Raw genomic sequence first — 20998 nt, forward strand, 5'->3', positions numbered from 1 at the left:
TAGAAATAAAGATAAAATAGTGCAAGAGAAGCAGAACCATTAAATGCTAAACTCGAAACTAGTACATAAGTCTTGATGGACCAAATTACGAAAGGCGGAGATTTCTTTATGAAGAAAAAAGTAGTAACCGGCCTCACAGTTTCAGCGATCGCTGGCTCAGCTGTGTTTGCTGCACCGGCAGAAGCACAGACGATCAAGGTGAAAAGCGGTGACTCACTTTGGAAGATTGCCGAACAGTACAATACAACTATTTCGGAGCTTCAATCTCTTAATCAATTAAAAACGACAATGATTTTTGCAGGGCAAAGCTTAAAAATTCCTGGTGAAAAAAGCAAGAAATCCAGTTCATCAACAGGGTCAAAAGCAAAGAAATCAAGTGCTTCAACGACTTCCAGCTATACTGTAAAGCTTGGCGATTCTTTATGGCTGATTGCAAAAAATCATAAAATGTCAGTTGCAAGCTTAAAAAGCCTAAACAGCTTAAACAGCGACCTGATTCGTCCTGGTCAAAAGCTAAAGGTATCTGGCAGCACGAAGACGAGCGGAAGCCAGTCATCAAATTCAAACTCATCTTCAAATTCCAGCTCAAGCAATAAGACAACGAACTCAAATAGTTCATCATCTTCAAGTACATACAAGGTTAAATTAGGGGATTCACTTTGGAAAATTGCGAATTCGCTAAATATGTCGATTGGTGAAATCAAAACATTGAACGGACTAAAATCTGATATGATTTATCCGAATCAAGTATTGAAAGTAAAAGGGACGGCTGCATCAAAACCAAGTCAGTCAAAACCTACTACACCAAGCAATTCAAACAGTAACCAGTCTTCTAGCGGGAAAACAACCTCTTATACTGTAAAATCAGGTGATTCGTTATGGAAAATTGCGAATCAATTCAAAGTACAGGTTCAATCAATCCGCACAGCCAACAACTTAAAAAGTGATGTGCTTAGAATTGGACAAGTATTAAAAATTAATGGTGCAGCTTCCGGCTCAACTGGATCGAATGGCTCTACGTCTAACGGTTCAACAAAGCCAGTCGACAATAACAAAAATGATGTACCAATGAATGCAAAGATCACGACAATGATCCAAGAGGGGAAAAAGCTGACAGGCGTTCCTTACAGATGGGGTGGTAATACTCCAGCAGGATTTGACTGCAGCGGCTTTGTTTACTATCTCATTAACAAAGTTTCATCTGTATCCAGATTAAGCACAGCTGGCTACTGGAATATGATGACTCCTGTAAGCACACCACAAGTTGGAGATTTTGTTTATTTTACAACGTACAAAGCAGGCCCTTCTCATATGGGACTATACCTTGGCGGAGGAGATTTCCTTCATGCAAGTGACAATGGAGTAGGGATCTCGAACTTAAGCAACCCATATTGGAAAAAAGCCTACTTAGGTGCAAAACGTTTCTTCTAAAAAAAGCCGATTTTCGGCTTTTTTTGTTTGCCCGCTGCTGTGATTGTCCATACTGATAACAAAAGGGGGCAGTCATAAATGAAAAAGTCAGTGTGGATGATCGTGATATGTTTGATCTTTACCGCATCAGCATGTCATGCACCGCCGAAAAAAGAAACGACAGAAGAAACAAGCGAAGTTTCAGCACCTAAACAATCACCAGTTACGACGTCACTCATAAACGAAAGCGGGCAAAAAATAGGAAGCATTGAAATAAGAGAGTCCTCAGAAAATGGGCTGGATCTGCATGTGAAAGCGAAAGGGCTGCCGCCAGGTCCTCACGGTTTTCATATTCATGAAACAGGAATATGTGAAACGCCATATTTTGAAACGGCAGGAGCTCACTTTAATCCAACCCATAGAGAGCATGGTTTTGACAATCCAAAGGGGCACCATGCTGGAGATATGCCTAATTTAGAGGTAGGAGCAGATGGACAAATTGATGTGGTTGTGAACGTACCGGATGTGACGTTAAAGGGAGGCCCGAATCAATTAATCGATCAAAATGGGCGAAGCTTTATCATTCATGCAGAAGCAGATGATTATTTAAGTAACCCTTCTGGAAACTCAGGGAAACGCATTGCTTGCGGATCGATCACTAAAGAAATGGTAAAATAACAGAAGTCTAACCTTTATGTATTGAGTGCATAAAGGTTTTTTTAGTATACTTGGTGAGGAAAATGATCGAAGAGAGGAATTAATCATACATGTTTAACGAACAATCACTCCCAGAAGAAATTCAAGCAATGATTGAAGCAAAAGCAAAAGGGCTGGAAGAAGAATTTCGTCCACTTATTGGAACAGGCGGCTATGAATCACAGGATACTTCTATCATTCAAGATGCCATGATTGCATTAGCACTAGGAAAAAACGTTCTTTTAAAGGGGCCGACCGGCTCAGGTAAAACCAAACTAGCAGAAACATTATCCGCTTTCTTTCAGCAGCCGATGCACAGTGTGAACTGCTCGGTTGATCTTGATGCTGAAAGCTTAATTGGCTATAAAACCATTCACAATGATGGTCAGGTGGCTTCGATTGAATTCATTGAAGGGCCTGTGACAAAAGCAATGAAAAAAGGCCATCTTTTATATATTGATGAAATCAACATGGCGAAGCCAGAAACACTTCCTATTTTAAATGGTGTACTCGACTACAGAAAAATGATGACAAACCCATTTACAGGTGAGGTTGTTCGAGCAGAAGAAGGCTTTGGCGTCATTGCGGCAATCAATGAAGGATATGTCGGCACAGTACCTCTAAATGAAGCGTTAAAAAACCGTTTTGTTGTCATTGACGTTCCATATATTGGCGGCGGTATCCTGAAAGATGTACTGCAATCTCAATCTGTTTTAAAGGATGAGCGGTTAATTGATCAATTCGTTCAGCTCTCATCAGACCTCATTACACAAGCTCATAACGGACAGGTGAGTGAAGAAGCAGCATCCATCCGCGCACTCCTAGATACTTGTGATCTTGCGCAGTACATCCCGCCGCTTCGTGCCGTTGAACGAGGCATTGTTGAAAAGCTGGAAGATGACCGGGAAAAAGCAGCGGTAAGAAATATCGCTCAAACATTATTCGAGTGAGGTTCTGACTTTTGAAATTCATCAAATTTAATGACAGCAGAATCGATTCATTTTTATTTATGGAATTAACGGATTTAGCCAAAACGTTAGCAAAAAGTGATGATGTCGAGCTTGAATACGGTGTACAGTCCTACTATGAACCGTTTGAAAAGAAAATTTTCATCAGTCATTTTTGGGATGATCGTAAACAAGAAGATATGCTAGCAGGGCTGAAAAGTGATGTGTTCCTTCGTGCAGTAGGCACGGTTTATAGTGATCTTACGGTATTTCAGGAGATCATTCGCTTTGCTCATACATTATCCATTCCTGATGTATGTAAACAATTGTTTATGCTGTTTGAAGATATCCGGATCGAAGAGCGGATTAAACATGACCGCCCAGGAACAAAAAAGGTATTTAAACGAAGAAGAGAGCTGTACCGGCGTCACTTTAAGACACAATTAACGATTAACCAAGAACGAAGTATTTTAACAGATGCACTCTTTTGTGCGATTTATGTGAAGCTGACAGCTGATTCTCCGCTCGAAGAGATTCCGCCTCTTCATGAGCAGATCAACCCGATGATTCCGTTTATTGAGTCAAGTCTTGAACGTGTGTATGATGCGGGTTCAACAGCAGACATCGCAGTTATTGTAAAAGAATTAATGGAAGGCTTCGATGAGCTTCTTGAAAAGGATATGCTGAATACGTACTTTTTCTTCCCTGAATTGGACTATGAACAAGCGGCAAAAGAACCGCTGTTCCATGATTTAAAAAGAAAACCTACATTAAGTGAGGACATTAAAGTCGACCGAGAAAAAGAAGGCGATGAAGACATTCACCAAGAGTATATGGAAGTGTGGCATCGAGAAACCGAAGCGCCATCCAAAAGCTTCCTTCAATTTGATTTAGAGCACGGCGGTAAAAGTGATCTTGGTAAGGATGCAGCAAGAGAAGGCGATGACGGAGATCAGGCACTCGGCACTGTCCAGGGCTCTGCAAAGCAAACACACCGAAAAGATTATTCAAAGCTTGAAGCGCTGGAAGAGGCTGAAGGTGAAGAAAGCGGGTCAGATGGTTATGAGAATGGAAAAGAAAACAAATATGCGTTTCCAGTCATGATTTCACCAGATCCTCCTAAGCCAGAACAAATCGATGCATACAAGCAGCATGCGAAGGAAATTGAGCCTTATCAGAAACGCTTAAAACAAATGATCCAAAAAACACTTGAACATAAAAAATCATGGCCTAAAACAGACCTTCATGCAGGACGTCTCAGTAAAAAGCTGATTCGCTACTTTACAGAGTCTAACCCGCGTCTTTTCTATAAAAAACAGACACCGTCTTCTCAGATTGATGCTGTTTTCACCTTATTAGTAGACTGTTCAGCGAGCATGTTTGACAAGATGGATGAGACGAAAAAAGGCATTGTTCTCTTTCATGAAGCGTTAAAATCCGTGCAAGTCCCACATCAAATTGTTGGGTTTTGGGAAGATACAAACGACGCAACAGAAACAAGTCAGCCAAACTACTTCAACACAGTCGTGTCGTTCAAAGATTCTCTATTTGATGCAGGGCCTTCTATTATGTCTCTTGAGCCAGAAGAGGATAACCGGGATGGCTATGCGATTCGCCAAATGACAAAGATGATTTTAAAGAGAAGAGAAGAACAAAAGTTTCTGATTGTCTTTTCAGACGGAGAGCCAGCTGCGTTCAGCTACGAACAAAATGGGATTGTCGATACGCATGAAGCAGTTCTTGAAGCGAGGAAAAAGGGCATTGAGGTGATCAATGTGTTTTTATCCAATTCGCCGATAGAAGAAGCACAGATGAAAACCATTCAAGATATGTATGGCAAGTTCAGCATTTTTGTACCAGATGTCGATACATTGCCAGATGTTTTATATCCATTACTGAAGAAACTGCTGCATAAAAGCATTGGGGCATAAGCTTTTGCCCCTTTCTTTAAATTATTTTTCGGAATGATTTAAATTTTTTGTTTTTCTGTGAATTTTTTATCTTTAATTGAACAAAGAATGTAGAAAGTAATCCAAAACAGTGGTAGAATATTATTGGAAGCGTTTTATTACATAAATTTGGTCATTGTGTTCTGGAAGTTATATCGAGATAGTGTTCAATCACTTGATGATCAAAGTTGGGGGTAGTGTTCAAAATGTTTCAAAATGATGTGAAACAACCGTTGAGTTGGGAAGAATTTCATGGTCCGAACCTCGGCTATGTGCTCGAGCTCTACGATCAGTATGTCCAGGATCCTACTAGTGTTGATGAAGATCTAAGAGGCATATTTGATGAACTTGGTGCACCACCGAGTGAAATGAAGGAGGAAATTGGGAAAAAAGAAAATAGCGTAGTTACTTCTGAACAAATCCAAAAGATAGCATCAGTCGTTAAACTGGCAGAAGACATCAGAACGTATGGCCATTTAAATGCTTCCGTCAATCCTCTTCGCAAAGAAAAGGAATTACAAGAGCTGTTTCCTTTAAAGGAGTACGGTTTAACAGAAGAAGATGTCAAGAATATTCCGATTTCTATTATTAGTCCGGATGCACCAAAACACATTTCAAACGGCATAGAAGCCATTAACCATTTGAGAAATACGTATAAACGTACCATTTCATTTGAGTTTGATCACGTGCATGACTTCGAAGAGCGAAACTGGCTCTCAAAATCAATTGAATCTGGTGAACTATTTAAGAAAAAACCAGCAGATAAACTAGTTTCTGTATTCAAGAGATTAACAGAAGTTGAGCAGTTCGAGCAGTTTCTTCATAAAACATTTGTTGGGCAAAAGCGCTTCTCTATAGAAGGTTTAGACGCACTTGTCCCAGTACTTGATGAAATTATTTCAGAGTCTGTTACACAAGGGACTTCAAATATTAACATTGGAATGGCACACAGAGGCCGTTTAAATGTATTAGCACATGTGTTAGGAAAGCCATATGAGATCATTTTCTCGGAATTCCAGCATGCGCCAAATAAAGAGCTCGTTCCATCAGAAGGCTCTATTGGCATCAGCTACGGATGGACAGGGGATGTTAAGTACCATCTTGGAGCTGACCGTCAAATTAAAGACGAAGATACAAAGAGTGCGAGAGTCACGCTTGCTAATAACCCAAGCCACTTGGAGTTCATTGATCCAATCATTGAAGGAAGCACGCGTGCTGCTCAGGAATCACGTACTCAAAAAGGCTATCCAGTTCAAGACGTTGAAAAAGCGTTAGCCATCTTAATTCATGGGGATGCAGCATTCCCTGGAGAAGGAATTGTGGCAGAAACATTAAATTTAAGCCAACTTGTAGGCTATCAAGTGGGCGGAACCATCCATATTATTGCCAACAATATGATCGGGTTTACAACAGAAAGCAATGAATCTCGCTCGACGAAATATGCGAGTGACCTTGCAAAAGGATTTGAGATCCCTATTGTTCACGTCAATGCAGATGATCCAGAAGCGTGTTTAGCGGCTGTTCAGTTAGCAGTAGAATACCGCAAACGCTTCAAGAAGGATTTCCTTATTGACTTGATCGGTTACCGCAGATACGGTCATAACGAAATGGATGAGCCTTCTACAACTCAGCCAATGCTGTACGATGCGGTCAGAAAGCACAAAACGGTCAAGAATATCTTTGCAGATAAACTTGTCTCAGAAGGTCTTTTGACAAAAGAGCAGCGTGAAGAAATCGAGCAGGCTGTGACAGCAAAAATAGAAGAAGCTTATAAAAAGGTGCCTTCAAAGAAAGAGCATACGATTCAAGAAATCGAACTGCCAGAGCCTGTATCAAACGGCTTCCCAGCAGTGGATACATCAGTAGAATTTGATGTATTGCGAAAGCTGAATGAAGAATTGATCAGCTGGCCGAATGATTTCCAAGTATTTGGTAAGCTGAAGCGGATCCTTGAAAAACGTGCAAAAGTGTTTACAGATGACCGTAAAGTAGAATGGTCACTTGGGGAAGCACTCGCATTTGCATCTATATTAAAAGACGGTACGCCAATTCGAATGACCGGACAGGATTCAGAGCGTGGAACTTTTGCTCAAAGAAACCTTGTTCTTCACGACAGTCAAACGGGAGATGAATTTATTGCTCTTCATGAACTAAGTGATGCGAATGCATCGTTTACAGTTCATAACAGTCCACTGTCAGAAGGCTCAGTCATCGGGTTTGAATATGGTTATAATGTCTATTCTCCTGAAACGTTAGTGATTTGGGAAGCTCAATTCGGAGACTTCGCAAATGCGGCTCAAGTGTATTTCGATCAATTTATCTCAGCTGGTCGTGCAAAATGGGGACAAAAATCAGGTTTAGTCATGCTGCTGCCGCATGGATATGAAGGACAAGGTCCTGAGCATTCAAGTGGAAGAACAGAGCGCTTCCTGCAATCAGCTGCTGAGAATAACTGGACAGTTGCGAACCTGACAAGTGCAGCGCAATATTTCCATATTCTTAGAAGACAGGCGAAAATGCTGCTTCGTGAAGAGATTCGTCCGCTTGTGATTATGACACCGAAGAGTCTGCTTCGTAACCCGAACACATTGTCTGAAGTCCAAGAATTAACAGATGGACAGTTCCGTCCAGTTCTTGAACAGCCAGGTCTTGTACATGATCACGAAAAAGTATCGCGTCTCGTGCTATCTAGCGGGAAGGTATCCATTGATATTAGTGATCGTTTTACTCAAATGGAAGAGCCGAAAGATTGGCTTCACGTTGCAAGAGTGGAACAGCTATATCCGTTCCCAGCCAAAGATATTAAAGGAATTTTAACAAAGCTGACAAACTTAGAAGAAATCGTATGGGTGCAAGAAGAACCACAAAATATGGGAGCTTGGGGATACATTGAGCCATATTTACGTGAAATTGCGCCTGAAAAAGTAAAAGTACGTTACATCGGCCGAAGAAGACGTTCAAGTACGGCTGAGGGTGATCCCACTGTGCATAAAAAAGAACAAGAACGAATTGTATCTGATAGCTTGACTCGCAAAAACTAAGGGGGAAATGAAAAATGGCGGAAATTAAAGTACCTGAATTAGCGGAATCAATCTCGGAAGGAACGATTGCTCAATGGCTAAAGCAGCCGGGCGATTATGTGGAGCAGGGGGAGTACCTGCTAGAACTTGAAACAGATAAAGTCAATGTCGAACTGACTGCTGAAGAATCTGGTGTATTAAAAGAAGTGCTGAAAGATTCTGGTGACACTGTACAAGTTGGAGAGGTCATCGGAACGATTGCAGCAGGTGAAGCTGGCGGAAGCGAGTCCGCAGCTCCAGCACCTGAGCAAGCTTCTGCACCAGCTTCGAAAGAAGAACCGGCAGCTGCTCAAAAAGAAGAAGCAGTGAAAGAAGAGCCGAAAGCTGGTAATGGCAGAACCATCGCTTCTCCTGCAGCTAGAAAATTAGCGAGAGAGAAGGGATTAGACTTATCTGAGATTCCAACCGTAGATCCGCTGGGCAGGGTACGAAAGCAGGATGTCGCTTCTTATCAAAAGAATGAAGCACCTGCAAGTGCACCGAAAGCCGCGCCAAAAGCAAATGCTGCGGTGCAAACTGAACAACCAGGAAAGCCTATTGAACGTGAAAGAATGTCACGCCGCAGACAAACAATTGCAAAACGTTTAGTTGAAGTTCAACAAACGGCTGCGATGCTGACGACATTTAATGAAGTCGATATGACAGCGGTAATGGATTTAAGAAAGCGTCGTAAAGATGCCTTCCTAGAACAAAATGATGTCAAGCTTGGCTTCATGTCCTTCTTTACAAAAGCAGTTGTAGCAGCACTGAAGAAATATCCGCTGCTTAACGCAGAAATTCAAGGTGATGAGCTTGTCTTGAAAAAATTCTATGACATCGGCATCGCTGTTGCTGCAAACGAAGGACTTGTTGTACCGGTTGTCCGTGATGCAGACAGATTGTCATTTGCGGGGATTGAAAAAGAAATTGGTCATCTTGCGAAAAAAGCAAGAGATAACAAATTGTCTCTTAATGAGTTACAAGGTGGATCATTCACGATCACAAACGGCGGAACATTTGGTTCTCTGCTTTCAACTCCGATTTTAAACAGCCCGCAAGTTGGAATTTTAGGGATGCATAAAATTCAGCTTCGTCCGGTAGCGATTGATGAAGAACGTTTTGAGAACCGTCCGATGATGTATTTAGCTCTTTCTTATGACCACCGCATTGTCGATGGTAAAGAAGCAGTTGGATTCCTCGTTACGATTAAAAATCTGCTTGAAGATCCTGAGCAGCTATTACTTGAAGGATAATCTTCAATTATAAAAAGCTAGCACCTGTTAAGGTGCTAGCTTTTTTTCTTTTCACTGTCATGTTGTCCTCGTTTTGACCAATACGTCGCAAGCCAGGAACCAGATAAATTATGCCACACACTAAAAATCGCACTTGGTACGGCTGCGAGCGGTGAGAAGTGTGCTGTTGCTAGCGCTGCACCGAGCCCGGAGTTTTGCATGCCTACTTCGATCGAGATCGCTCTACGAGAAGGGATATCCATTCTGCACCACTTTGCGATCAGGTAACCAAATAAGAGACCAAGTGCATTATGTAATATAACAACGGCAAATATCAGCAATCCAGTTTGAAGAATTTGCTCTTTATTTGCACTGACAACCGCTGCAATGATCAACACAATTCCAGCAACAGATACAAGCGGCAATGCTTGAACTGCATAGTTTACTTGTTTTTTGAAAAATACCTTAACGATAACCCCTAAGATAATAGGAATTAGCACAACTTGGACAATCGACAAAAATAATGCCTCAGGTGATACAGGTAACCATGATCTTGCAAAAATATAGATAAAGAGAGGCGTTAAAAAGGGAGCAAGAAGGGTCGATATCGTTGTGACCGCTACGGATAATGCCATATTGCCTTTTGCCAAGAAGGTCATGACATTGGATGCTGTACCGCCTGGGCAGCAGCCGACAAGAATAACGCCTACTGCAATTTCAGACGGCAGCCGTAATCCGTAAGCTAATAGAAAGGCGATCAGCGGCATGAGTGTGTACTGCGCCAAAACCCCAATTAACACATAGAGAGGTTTACGAAAAAGCTCCTTAAAATCTTCACCAGATAACGTAAGCCCCATCCCAAACATAATGACACCTAGTAAAAAAGGGATATACGGTCCAATCTGAGAAAAGACGTCAGGAAAAGCAAATCCAAGACATGCAAAGATAATGACCCAGATTGCAAAGGTTCTTCCTGCAAATTGACTAATGGTTAAAAGAATGTTCATTCATTGCTTCATCTCACTTTCCTCACATATCCTTTCTATTTTAAACGAATTTTCTGAAAAAACAACCCATTCTTTATAAAGGTGTTAATAATAAAATTATGTAAACTAAAAATACCCCATATAAGCATTAGCCTATATGGAGCATCGTTTTAAAAAGGGGTCCATCTCACTTGCTGTGCTTGCTTAAGCCTAGCTTCTGGCTCACGCCAGTCGACTACATTCCACCAACGATCGACGTATTTCGCTTTTTCATTCAAATATTGAAGGTAGTAGGCGTGCTCCCATACATCAAGGGCTAGAAGGGGGATCACATCCCATTGTGACAAAAATTGATGGCGTTCTGCTTGTAAAATCTCTAATCGCTGAGATCTGGGCGCCCATACGAGAATGGCCCAGCCAACACCCTCTACTTGTTTGGCCGCTGCTGAAAATTGAGATTTAAATGCATCATAGCTGTCAAACGATTGTTCAATGAGACGAAGCATTTGTCCAGTGGGCTTTCGTTTTCCTGAAGGACTCATGGAAAACCAAAAAATACAATGTAAATAGTGCCCCGCACCATTGAAGGCAAGCTCCCGTTCCCAATGTTTGATCATTTTAAAATCATTGGTTCTTCTTGCATTTTTTAATGCAAGCTCAGCTTGGTTCAAACCATCTACATATGATTGGTGATGCTTCTGGTGATGCAAATACATAATTTCTTTTGATATAAACGGTTCTAGTGCATCATACCGGTAAGGGAGAGGAGGTAACTTGTGACTTCCAGCTGCTACCTCTCGCATGTCTTCTTGTGGGTTCAGGTCCTCAGCAATACGTTCTGCCAGTTCGTACCACTCTTGTTCACTGGAATGTTCATCATCCATTGAAAACCATAAATGGTCTACTTTCTGACGGATGTTGTCATCTTGAATCGCGGGTTGAATGGAGCTAAGCCACTCTTTAAGCTGCAAACGGTACTCTTCCTTATTCATTCTTACGCCTCATTTCTTCTAAAAATGTGGAACAAGCCATCATCGGAAAGACAAATGGGTAGCTATGATAAGTGATGTAAAATTGCTTTGGCAGGCCAATGCCTACTGGATAGTGCAAGGCTTCACTCGTATGCTGATGATGGATCAAAAATGAGATGGCTTTTAAAATCGTTTTGTCATCTGGCTTCTCATATTGTAAAAGTGCCTCTGCTGCCCAAGCCGTCTGAACCACTGTGCCAAACGGAAGGGGGACATACGTTTTTACCTCTGCACTTTTACACGATTCTCCGAAGCTGCCATCTTCTCGTTGAATCTGCTTTAAAAATCGGCATGCTTTTTGGACAGCAGGATGGGTGGAGGGGATGCCGGCCGCTTTTAGACCTGTTAATGCTGCCCACGTTCCATAAATATAGCAAACACCCCACCTGCCAAACCATGAACCATTTTTCTCTTGATGATCTAGGAGCCATTTGACACATTGATCTTTTTGCCTCTGAATAGGCGGTGACATGTTTTTCTCTTCAAGACCAATGAGATGAAGCACGCGGCCTGTAATATCGGGAGTCGATGGATCAATTGCTGCATCCTCCGCAGATTCAAGCGGCAGATGTCGAAGCAGGAAGTGATCTTGATTTTTTTCAAAGGCAGAGAATCCGCCGTCACGGTTTTGCATGGAAAGAAGCCAATGAAATCCTCGCTTCCACTGAACTGGTGCGTATGTTTTCGGAATGGCTTTTAATACAATTTGCGTATCATCACAATCAGGGTTATTCGTATTGATATCTGAAAAACCAAAGCCTCCCGGAGCAGCATGCCGGTTATGAATCGCCCAATCTGCTTTCTTCATTTGCTGCCGGTTCAATAAGTATGAGAAAGACTTTGTGATGACTGGGTCTTCTTGTTTTTTGCCAGCTTTTTGAGAAGCATAACTGACAAGCGCTGTATCCCAAACTGTGGATGTGGAATTTTCTGCATACATTCTGCCCTGACAGACAGTGACTAGCTTTTTCATGCCTTTGACTGCTTTTAAAATGAGATGATGTCCCGGCGAGTATCCAAGACTCATCAGTGCATAGACCATAAAAATACTTGCACTTAAATAGCTGTACAGTGTGCCATCTTTTTCGAGGCGGTCAAACATATATCGCTTTGCTGCTTCATATCCGAAAAAGTCCAGCCGGCTGTCAAGTGCTGTATACGATCGCATGTAAGTCAGAAAGTGATGAGTGGAACGTTCTTCTTTTGCCATAAACCAGTCAAATGGATTTTTAGTCATGTTTGCATCAAGGTGTGCTAGGCTTGGGAATTTCTCATGAGAGGTATATCGTTTGTTGAGTGCAATCATCATTGGCACAAAGTGAATTCTTGCATATGCACTAAGATGATAGAAGTGCAGCGGAAAGTATGTAGGGATGAGTAAAAAGGAAAGTGGTGCATAGAAATACGGCCAAGGGTGCATGCCGTTGACGGCGAGCATCCACTTTGTCATAAAGTGAACGTTCTTTAATCCGCCTTTTGATCGAATATATTGCGCTGCTTTTTCCATATGAGGCTCATCTTGTTGAAACCTGCCTGAAACAAGCATTCCGCAATAGCCCTGCACAGTGGCTGTTACATGTCCCGTTTGATCATGATACAAAGAAAAAGACCCATCCTCATTTTGTTTTTCGCGTATCGCTTCTGCTAATTGATGAACCAAAGCCTGATCCGAATCGCCGACAGCCTTTAACAGCATAATCAAAAAAGCATTTGTCATCATAGGACCTTCAAAGCAGAAAACAAAGGCACCATCTTCTCGTTGTCTTCGCTGCATTTGCATGTGCAATTCTTCAATAAATTCGTTTACTTTCAATTTAAAATCTTGCATATGCGGCCATGCTCCTTTCCTTTCATACTATATTCAGGAGCCGGCCTGTCACATGCAAACACAAAAAAAGCCGATGACAGGGTCACCGGCTCAGCGTGTAGACAAACCCTCGCATTCGGTGTCAGGTCTGCGCGCTGGTGCTCACGAATGTCAATTCGCTCCGCAAAAGTAGCCGTCCTTCCTAGACTGCAAAGGTTTTCTATCACGCTGAAAAGAAGACAAAGTGCTAAAATAAAAATCATTTTAGCACTTTGTCAACGATCTGAGCCGATGACAGGGTCACCGGCTTTCTTGACGTCATTAGTCTTGGAGGTTAATCCATACACTTTTGACTTCTGTATAGTTGTTAAGGGCATATGATCCCATTTCTCTGCCAAGACCTGATTGCTTATATCCTCCAAACGGGGAGGCGGCATCAAAGACATTATAGCAGTTGACCCAAATCGTTCCTGCTTCAAGACGTGCAGCGATATCATGGGCATGCTTTAAGTTTTCTGTCCAAAGTCCTGCTGCTAATCCATATTCAGACTGGTTGGCTCGTTCGACCACTTCATCAATGGAATCGTAAGGAATGGCAGATAAGACAGGTCCAAAGATTTCTTCTTTGGCAATGGTCATTTCATCTTCTACATCTTTAAAAATAGTAGGGGAGACGAAATAGCCAGCCTCATAAGGGCAATCGCCCCCGACAACGGCTGTTGCCCCTTCGGATTTACCTTTTTCAATATAGCCTAACACGCGTTCGTGCTGTTCTTTACTTACAAGAGGTCCAATTTGCGTATCTTGATGAAGACCAGCGCCTTGTTTGAGGGATCCTGCATATTTGGCCATTTGATCGACCACTTCATCATATTGGCTCCGGTGAACAAAGACTCTGGACCCTGCGCAGCATACTTGGCCTTGGTTAAACATGACGCCATTTAAAGCACCTGGAATGGCTTTCTTTAAATCGGCATCAGGTAAAATAATATTCGGTGATTTTCCGCCAAGCTCTAATGTGACCCTCTTAATGGTTTTAGCCGCTTTCTCCATAATTAATTTCCCAACACTTGTTGACCCTGTGAAGGCCAGCTTGTTCACGTCAGGATGATCAGTTAAGGCTTCTCCGGCTGTTTCGCCAAATCCAGGAACGATGTTAATCACGCCTTCTGGGAAGCCGGCTTTGTCCACTAATTCTGCTAAGTAAAGAGCAGAGAGTGGAGTTTGTTCGGCTGGCTTTAAAACGATGGTGCACCCTGTTGCAAGTGCGGCGCCCATTTTCCACATAGCCATGAGCAGCGGGAAGTTCCATGGGATGATTTGTCCTACAACCCCAACCGGCTCATGGCGGGTATAATTAAAATATCCTTGACTGACAGGAATGGTTTGTCCATTCATTTTTGTCGTCCAGCCCGCATAATAGCGCATGTGCTCAATAGCGAGGGGGATATCTGCATTTGTTGTTTCATTAATTGGTTTTCCGTTATCTAAAGTTTCTAGCTGTGCAAGCTCTTCCTGATTTTCTTCCATTAAATCAGCAAGCTTGAACATGAGGCGGGCGCGTTCAGCGGCAGACATTGAGCGCCAAGGACCATGAAAGGCTTTTTTTGCAGCTTTTACGGCCTCATCAATATCTTTTGCACCTGCTTCATAAACATCAATAAGGGTTTCGCCTGTGGCTGGGTTAGGAGTAGCAAAGGTTTTGTTATCGTGACTTGTGACAAACTGACCATTAATGTAGAGTTTTTTCGTCCCTTGGAGAAAAGATTCGAGTTTTGAACTAATTTGAAGTGTTGTAGAGCTCATAAATAAACAAACCTCCTTAAAGATATGGATTGTTTTCTGCGAGTTCTAGGTGGGAAAAGCGGACATGCAACTTAAATTGTATACGCACAAAGATGTAAACGTATACAATTATCATATTACACGACCTGTTTGAAAGCAATCCATAACACTCATTGCATTTCGCGAAAATTTGGCTACAATAAATGTATAGATGAAAAAAGGAGTTTTTAAATCATGATCCATCAAAACTGGCAAACGGCTCAAACGTTAAAACAAGTAAAATGTGTACATACAAATGCGAAAAAATATATGGTCGACCGGGCATTAACGGTTGGAAGCACATATGAAGTGAAAAATGAAACAGAAGAATTCCTGTTTGTCGTAGACAATACGGGTAAAGTAGGCGGGTATTACAAGGAGTATTTCGAAGATATTTCAGCTGAATGATTTTGTGGGTCATCACTCATACTAAGAAAAACAGTAAAGGGTGATGATGATTGAAAAAGCAGCAAAATGACGAGCAGAAAAATCAAAATGCATGGCATGAACACGAGGACGCTGATATGGCGATTACGCTTGAACAGATTTCCGATGTGTATGCCGAGGGAACGATTGATACACCAAAAGACGAATAGTCATTTAAAAACAGTGATTTGGCATAATCACTGTTTTTTTATTGGAATGATTCAGCATTTTTCTCGAAAAGAACTGAAACTTTTTTCCTGGTTTAACTGTCTAAATAAGTAGAGGAAAGAGCATCGGATCAAAAAGAAAAAGTTAAATGAAATTTAATCTATTCGTAATGGAATAACAACCATTTATAGCGTATTCTATAAGTGAGAATAAAACGTACCCACAGAGCCGTGTGGCCGTTTTGTCATAAAGGAATTTGATGCAGGAAGAGGGGGTTTACGTGGGTATTTTTTCTGTCAGTAAACAAAATGATAAGAAATTCGAATCCTTATTGATTGAAGGGGAAAGAATTGAGGCTGTTTACAGACTGCGTCACGACCAAATTTGCTTTACCAATAAACGACTGATCTTTGGCGATAACCGCGTATTTTCTAAGAAGAAAGTCAGGGTCTCCTTGCCGTATCGATCAATTGAAAGTTTTGCCATACAAGAAGCTGGCGTGTTTGATCAGGACACAGGTATGCTGCTTGTCACAAGCTCAAAAGTATTTGAACTCGACTTTTCCAAAGAGACGGATTTGAGTGATGTGCAAGCCATTTTGACAAAACATCTTTGCTGATCAATCTTGCGATTACATAGATCATATGCACTTTTCTCATTCTTCGTTCTTATTTTTATAGATCGCACATTGCTAAGCCCTTCCCATCTGATGGGAAGGGCTTTTTTCTGCTTAAGAGTTTGAATGATAGCAAAAAAGGATAAAGATGAAACAGATACAGAAAGGAGAATGAACAATGAAAGTATTAGTTGCAGGAGCAAATGGACATACAGGCAGACTTGTCGTTCGTTATTTAAAAGAAAAAGGACATGAACCGCTTGCTCTCATTCGAGATGAAAAACAAGCTGATGCACTAAAAGAACTTGGTGCAGCACCTGTCATCGGTGATCTTGAAAAAGATGTGACAGATGCTGTGAAACAAGCAGACGCTGTCATCTTTGCAGCTGGTTCAGGCTCAAAAACAGGTGCAGATAAGACCATTGCGGTCGATCAAGAAGGGGCAAAACGCCTCGTTGATACAGCGAAAAAAGAAAACATCCAGCATTTTGTTATGCTTAGTGCTTATAATGCAGATGATCCGAATCAAGGAAAAGGGCAAGGAAGTATGGAAACTTATTATGAAGCAAAAAGAAAAGCCGATGAGCACTTAAAACAGTCTGGTCTTTCCTATACGATTGTCCGCCCAGGTGCCCTGCTGCATGAGGAGAAGACAGGAAAGATTGAAGCTGCCGAACATATTCCAGATGATCAAAACATCGAAATTTCAAGAGAGGACGTAGCCATTGTTCTTGTGGAGAGCTTAACAGAATCCAATGTGAAAAATAAGTCCTTTGACTTGATTAAAGGCGATAAACCAATCGAAGAAGCACTTCGCCATCTGTAAGAAAAGAAAGCTGCTGCCAAAGAGGCGGCGGCTTTTTTGATGTTTTCTTTTCCCTTTCAGCGGGAAGGTAATGAGAAAGGAGTGATTGACCGTGGGCTTAACGAAAGAACAACAAGCTGATTTATACGAAAGATTGATTCAATTAAAAGAAGATGTGAAGGGATCAAAAAAGAAAGAAGAATCGATGCTCGTTGAATCGAGTGAGATTTCAAATGGTGTTGGTAATCATATCGCTGATCATGGGAGCATCTATTTAGACCGTATGACAGAACAAACGCTGGATCAGGTCGATGATCAGCTTGAAGGTGAAATCGATGCAGCACTGAAACGAATGGAAGACGGAACATATGGGATATGTGAGAAAACGGGAAAAGAGATCCCATACGAGCGTTTAAAAGCAGTTCCATATACACGTCATTCAATAGATGCAAAGAAAAATGAAGAAACCACTCAAGATCCAAACGAATTTGACCGTTCATTCTCCGATCAAATGCGCGATTTAACAAATAGAGAAACAATGGATCAGATGCATTCAGATACGTATGAAAGATTAGAGGAAGAGCAAGATGTTGATGTAGATGAGGAAAAATAGGATCATAAGCGAAGGTTAAATTTTTTCAGAATAATTTTTTCTTATGTACACATGAACAAATAACTTGTATACATGAGTATTTCATAGAAAAAAAGATCTCTTGAAATTTAATAAACTTTCGTGTAATATAGTTTAAAGGCTGCGATGCGCGTAATGTTAATTAAGTTTTAACCTTTAAGCTGTAATAGGGAGTTTTATATTGAAGCCGGAATGTCATGCCTCCTTAGCGAGGAAGACAGGAACGTTTCTGCAAACACCCACTTTGAGGAGTGGTGGTTTAAAACTTTCTTACTTAGATTACGGCATCCGCAGCTTTTCCTAGGATGATTCAAGCCATTTTCCATTTTGGAAAATGGCTTTTTATTTTGTGAAAAAACGAAATTGCACAGTCAGCAGGAAGAGGCATGAATGTATGTTAAAATAGACAAAACAAAAGACGGAGAGGGAATTGGATGTTAGAACAAGCAGAAGCACTCCTGAAACAATACTTTGGCTTTGACGCCTTTAGAGAGGGACAGAAACAAGCCATTGAATCGATTGTAAACAAACAGAAGGATACCGTCTGTATTATGCCGACAGGCGGGGGGAAATCGGTTTGCTACCAGATTCCTGCCTTGATGATGGAAGGAACAACGATCGTTGTATCCCCGCTAATTTCTTTAATGAAAGATCAAGTCGATGCGCTAAATGAGATGGGCATACGATCGTCCTTTTTAAACAGCACACTTTCCGCAGCTGAAATGAATAAAAGGCTGAAAAAATGTGAAGATGGGGAATATCAGCTGCTTTATATCACACCTGAACGTTTACAAAATGAACGTTTTTTTCAGCTGCTTGATCGGTTAACGATCCCTTTAATTGCAATTGATGAAGCACACTGTATATCTGAGTGGGGGCATGATTTTAGGCCGAGCTACCGCTTTATTCAAGAATGCTTAAATCGGCTGACAAAAAGGCCAGTGATTGTCGCATTAACGGCTACAGCCACGAAAAAGGTTCACCGAGATATATGTGAACAGCTTGGCATGAACGAAGAAGAAACCATTTTTACTGGTTTTGCTAGAGAAAATTTATCTTTTCAGGTGGTCAAAGGAGAAAATAGTGACCGCTTTATCACACATTATATGAAGAAAAATAAGCTTGAGTCCGGCATTATCTATACTGCTACAAGAAAAGAAGCCGAAAATATTTACAATCGGCTAAAGAAACAAAAGATCAAAGTGGGCATTTATCATGGCGGGTTAGATGACGATGTGAGAGAAGAGCAGCAAAACCTGTTTTTAAACGATGACATCCAGGTCATGGTCGCTACATCTGCATTTGGCATGGGAATTAATAAGTCAAATGTCCGTTTTGTGATTCATCATCAAATTCCAAGGGATATTGAAAGCTACTATCAAGAAGCTGGACGAGCCGGCAGAGACGGGCTCCAAAGTGAATGCATTTTACTATTTTCGCCGCAGGGCGTACGAATGCAGCGATTCCTCATTGAACAGTCAACAGAAGATGAAGTGCGCTTTCAGCATGAGCTGCTTAAACTTAGACAAATGGTCGATTACTGTCACACTGAGCAATGTCTGCAGCAATTTGTGATGGACTACTTTGATCAATCAGCAAGTGCCCCTTGCCAAAAATGCAGTAATTGTCTTGATGAAAGAGAGCGTGAAGAGGTCACTCGAGAAGCGCAAATGGTTTTATCGTGTACGGTTAGAATGAACGAGCGCTTTGGAAAAATGATGATTGCTCAAGTACTGGCAGGCTCTAAAAATAAAAAAGTGCTTGACCTCGGTTTCGACCGTCTTCCTACATACGCTTTAATGAAGCAGCAATCCGCCCAGCAAATTAGTGATTTCATCGAATTTTTAATTACAGAAGAGTATTTGCACATGTCTGAAGGAGCTTATCCAACATTAAAAGTGACACATAAAGGAAAGAAAGTGTTAGTCGGGCAAGAGGCTGTGTATAAAAAGCAGGCAGTTAAAAGAGAGGCGATTCAAGAAAACGATGCATTATTTGAGCAGCTGAGAGCGGTGAGAATGAAGCTGGCAAGAGAGCAGGGCGTTCCGCCATTTGTTGTATTTTCTGATCAAACCTTGAAGGAAATGTCAGCCGTTCAGCCTAAAACAGAAGAAGAACTTCTCAATATTAAGGGAATAGGCGCTCAAAAAAGAGAGAAATACGGGGATGTTTTTTTAGAAGAAATCCATTTATTTATAGAAAAAGAGAAAAATAAAAAGGTTGAAGAAGAAAAATAAATTTTTTTCGCTGCGTTTGGACACGTTTTCAACAGGAGGTTTCTGATCCTTTCAAAACCTTGATATGGCGGGTAATCGAGCTGTTTTGTGGTCTGATTTACCAATGGAGAGAGATGTTTCATGTAAAGGAACTGTAATCTAAAACATATCGTTTTGTTATTGAATTGACATTTACATATGTTACGATAGCACTCGTTAGCCGCCATAAAAAGCTAACAAGGGAGGATTTACTTTATGAAGAAGACTATTATGTCCTTGGTTGCTGTTGCAGCAATCTCTACAACAGCATTTGGAGCACAGCAAGCTTCTGCAAAGGAAATCACTGTGAAGAAAGGTGATACACTTTGGGGAATCTCTCAAAAAAATGATGTGTCTCTAAAGGACCTAAAGGGTTGGAACAATTTATCTACAGACATGATTTATGTAGGTGATAAATTGACAATCTCTTCAAAAGAGAAAACTCAGGAGCAGTATAAAGTCCAGAAGGGGGACAGCCTCTGGAAAATCGCTCAAAAATTCAATGTGTCAATTAGCGATATTAAGTCTTGGAATAACTTAAACTCAGATATAATTATGATTGGTTCAACACTAAGTGTTGCTGGTCAAAGCTCAGCTCCGGTAAGCTCAGAGCCTGTACAAAAACAGGAGCCTGTCCAAAAAGAGCAAACAACACAAAAAGCTGCTCCTAAACAGGAAGCACCGAAAAAAGCTGCTCCTAAACAGGAAACAGCTAAAGCAGAATCATCTTCTGCTAGTCAAAGTGTACAAAAAGAAATGACTGTAACGGCTACGGCTTATACAGCAAATGATGGTGGCATCTCAGGTATCACTGCAACAGGGGTAAACTTAAACAAAAACCCAAATGCGAAAGTGATTGCAGTAGATCCTAATGTCATTCCATTAGGAAGTAAGGTTTATGTTGAAGGCTACGGTGAAGCCATCGCAGCAGATACTGGCGGCGCAATTAAAGGTAACAAAATTGATGTACATGTACCAAGCAAATCCCAAGCAAAAAATTGGGGCGTAAAATCAGTCAAAGTGAAAGTACTTAACTAGTAACTTATTGTTTTTTGGAAAGAAAGCATCAGGTGGCGGCCTGATGCTTTTATTGTACCCTTTTTTTGGTCAAAAAAACACACATTTTTCAGAAAAATTTGCATTTTCGACAAAAAAC

Annotated in this window: 17 protein-coding genes and 1 other RNA gene; 14 read left to right on the forward strand and 4 right to left on the reverse strand. The window is 41.2% G+C overall.

From position 1 onward, the window contains the following. Positions 1-108 precede the first annotated feature (108 nt). From JJ692_RS11405 to odhB, 6 genes are all read left to right on the forward strand, one after another. Positions 109-1431 (forward strand): C40 family peptidase, encoded by a 1323-nt coding sequence (locus JJ692_RS11405; RefSeq protein WP_024428330.1) that lies wholly within the window; start codon positions 109-111, stop codon positions 1429-1431. Positions 1432-1509: 78 nt separating this feature from the next. Beyond that, positions 1510-2088 (forward strand): superoxide dismutase family protein, encoded by a 579-nt coding sequence (locus JJ692_RS11410; protein WP_025093120.1) that lies wholly within the window; start codon positions 1510-1512, stop codon positions 2086-2088. Positions 2089-2177: 89 nt separating this feature from the next. Further along, positions 2178-3056, forward strand: a complete 879-nt coding sequence (locus tag JJ692_RS11415; protein ID WP_024422689.1) for an ATP-binding protein — start codon at positions 2178-2180, stop codon at positions 3054-3056. A gap of 11 nt (positions 3057-3067) precedes the next feature. Then, the gene (locus JJ692_RS11420; RefSeq protein ID WP_206533766.1) at positions 3068-4984 is read left to right on the forward strand and encodes a vWA domain-containing protein; all 1917 of its coding nucleotides are present in this window, start codon (positions 3068-3070) and stop codon (positions 4982-4984) included. A gap of 224 nt (positions 4985-5208) precedes the next feature. After that, complete coding sequence (gene sucA / locus JJ692_RS11425; RefSeq protein ID WP_034280582.1) at positions 5209-8043, forward strand: 2-oxoglutarate dehydrogenase E1 component; 2835 nt, start codon at positions 5209-5211, stop codon at positions 8041-8043. Positions 8044-8057: 14 nt separating this feature from the next. Beyond that, a complete protein-coding gene (gene odhB, locus JJ692_RS11430; protein WP_024422686.1) occupies positions 8058-9314 on the forward strand; it encodes a 2-oxoglutarate dehydrogenase complex dihydrolipoyllysine-residue succinyltransferase in 1257 nt (418 codons plus the stop codon). A gap of 35 nt (positions 9315-9349) precedes the next feature. Here odhB and JJ692_RS11435 read toward each other — a convergent pair whose 3' ends face one another. From JJ692_RS11435 to JJ692_RS11450, 4 genes are all read right to left on the reverse strand, one after another. After that, a complete protein-coding gene (locus JJ692_RS11435; protein ID WP_024422685.1) occupies positions 9350-10300 on the reverse strand; it encodes a bile acid:sodium symporter family protein in 951 nt (316 codons plus the stop codon). 149 nt (positions 10301-10449) lie between these two features. After that, positions 10450-11271, reverse strand: coding sequence for a superoxide dismutase (locus tag JJ692_RS11440; RefSeq protein WP_206533767.1), 822 nt, complete (start codon positions 11269-11271; stop codon positions 10450-10452). Beyond that, positions 11264-13138 carry a terpene cyclase/mutase family protein gene (locus tag JJ692_RS11445; RefSeq protein ID WP_206533768.1) on the reverse strand — a complete coding sequence of 625 codons (1875 nt, stop codon included), beginning with the start codon at positions 13136-13138 and terminating at the stop codon, positions 11264-11266. The genes JJ692_RS11440 and JJ692_RS11445 overlap by 8 nt, the downstream gene beginning before the upstream one ends. A gap of 300 nt (positions 13139-13438) precedes the next feature. After that, positions 13439-14923 carry an aldehyde dehydrogenase family protein gene (locus JJ692_RS11450; RefSeq protein WP_024422684.1) on the reverse strand — a complete coding sequence of 495 codons (1485 nt, stop codon included), beginning with the start codon at positions 14921-14923 and terminating at the stop codon, positions 13439-13441. Positions 14924-15136: 213 nt separating this feature from the next. Between JJ692_RS11450 and JJ692_RS11455 the strand changes: the two genes are divergently transcribed. The 8 genes from JJ692_RS11455 (at position 15137) to JJ692_RS11490 (ending at position 20880) form a co-directional block, all read left to right on the forward strand. Next, entirely contained in the window at positions 15137-15349 is a 213-nt protein-coding gene (locus tag JJ692_RS11455; RefSeq protein WP_024422683.1) for a DUF6501 family protein, read from the forward strand. Positions 15350-15399: 50 nt separating this feature from the next. Further along, on the forward strand, positions 15400-15537 hold the full coding sequence (locus JJ692_RS11460) for a DUF4025 domain-containing protein (protein WP_075611524.1): 138 nt from the start codon (positions 15400-15402) through the stop codon (positions 15535-15537). A 278-nt stretch (positions 15538-15815) separates the two neighbouring features. Continuing rightward, positions 15816-16154: a PH domain-containing protein gene (locus tag JJ692_RS11465; RefSeq protein ID WP_024422682.1), complete on the forward strand. Its 339-nt coding sequence runs from the start codon at positions 15816-15818 to the stop codon at positions 16152-16154. Between the two features lie 175 nt (positions 16155-16329). Then, positions 16330-16977, forward strand: a complete 648-nt coding sequence (locus JJ692_RS11470; RefSeq protein ID WP_025093125.1) for an SDR family oxidoreductase — start codon at positions 16330-16332, stop codon at positions 16975-16977. Positions 16978-17068: 91 nt separating this feature from the next. Further along, entirely contained in the window at positions 17069-17569 is a 501-nt protein-coding gene (locus tag JJ692_RS11475; RefSeq protein ID WP_044332921.1) for a TraR/DksA family transcriptional regulator, read from the forward strand. Between the two features lie 133 nt (positions 17570-17702). Then, positions 17703-17888: non-coding RNA, 6S RNA (ssrS, locus tag JJ692_RS11480), on the forward strand. A gap of 133 nt (positions 17889-18021) precedes the next feature. After that, the gene (recQ, locus tag JJ692_RS11485) at positions 18022-19824 is read left to right on the forward strand and encodes a DNA helicase RecQ (RefSeq protein WP_206533769.1); all 1803 of its coding nucleotides are present in this window, start codon (positions 18022-18024) and stop codon (positions 19822-19824) included. Between the two features lie 234 nt (positions 19825-20058). Beyond that, a complete protein-coding gene (locus tag JJ692_RS11490) occupies positions 20059-20880 on the forward strand; it encodes a LysM peptidoglycan-binding and 3D domain-containing protein (RefSeq protein ID WP_024422678.1) in 822 nt (273 codons plus the stop codon). Positions 20881-20998 lie beyond the last annotated feature (118 nt).

Source organism: Bacillus sp. 3a (genome assembly GCF_017161885.1).
GTDB lineage: Bacteria > Bacillota > Bacilli > Bacillales > Bacillaceae > Bacillus > Bacillus safensis.

Bases quoted from the DNA above. Each gene is read 5' to 3' on its own strand.
- JJ692_RS11415 (WP_024422689.1), top strand. From the start codon at position 2,178: ATGTTTAACGAACAATCACTCCCAGAAGAAATTCAAGCAATGATTGAA.
- JJ692_RS11435 (WP_024422685.1), bottom strand. From the start codon at position 10,300: ATGAACATTCTTTTAACCATTAGTCAATTTGCAGGAAGAACCTTTGCA.
- JJ692_RS11445 (WP_206533768.1), bottom strand. From the start codon at position 13,138: ATGCAAGATTTTAAATTGAAAGTAAACGAATTTATTGAAGAATTGCAC.
- recQ (WP_206533769.1), top strand. From the start codon at position 18,022: ATGTTAGAACAAGCAGAAGCACTCCTGAAACAATACTTTGGCTTTGAC.
- JJ692_RS11410 (WP_025093120.1), top strand. From the start codon at position 1,510: ATGAAAAAGTCAGTGTGGATGATCGTGATATGTTTGATCTTTACCGCA.
- odhB (WP_024422686.1), top strand. From the start codon at position 8,058: ATGGCGGAAATTAAAGTACCTGAATTAGCGGAATCAATCTCGGAAGGA.
- JJ692_RS11470 (WP_025093125.1), top strand. From the start codon at position 16,330: ATGAAAGTATTAGTTGCAGGAGCAAATGGACATACAGGCAGACTTGTC.
- JJ692_RS11450 (WP_024422684.1), bottom strand. From the start codon at position 14,923: ATGAGCTCTACAACACTTCAAATTAGTTCAAAACTCGAATCTTTTCTC.
- JJ692_RS11455 (WP_024422683.1), top strand. From the start codon at position 15,137: ATGATCCATCAAAACTGGCAAACGGCTCAAACGTTAAAACAAGTAAAA.
- JJ692_RS11490 (WP_024422678.1), top strand. From the start codon at position 20,059: ATGAAGAAGACTATTATGTCCTTGGTTGCTGTTGCAGCAATCTCTACA.
- JJ692_RS11405 (WP_024428330.1), top strand. From the start codon at position 109: ATGAAGAAAAAAGTAGTAACCGGCCTCACAGTTTCAGCGATCGCTGGC.
- JJ692_RS11440 (WP_206533767.1), bottom strand. From the start codon at position 11,271: ATGAATAAGGAAGAGTACCGTTTGCAGCTTAAAGAGTGGCTTAGCTCC.
- sucA (WP_034280582.1), top strand. From the start codon at position 5,209: ATGTTTCAAAATGATGTGAAACAACCGTTGAGTTGGGAAGAATTTCAT.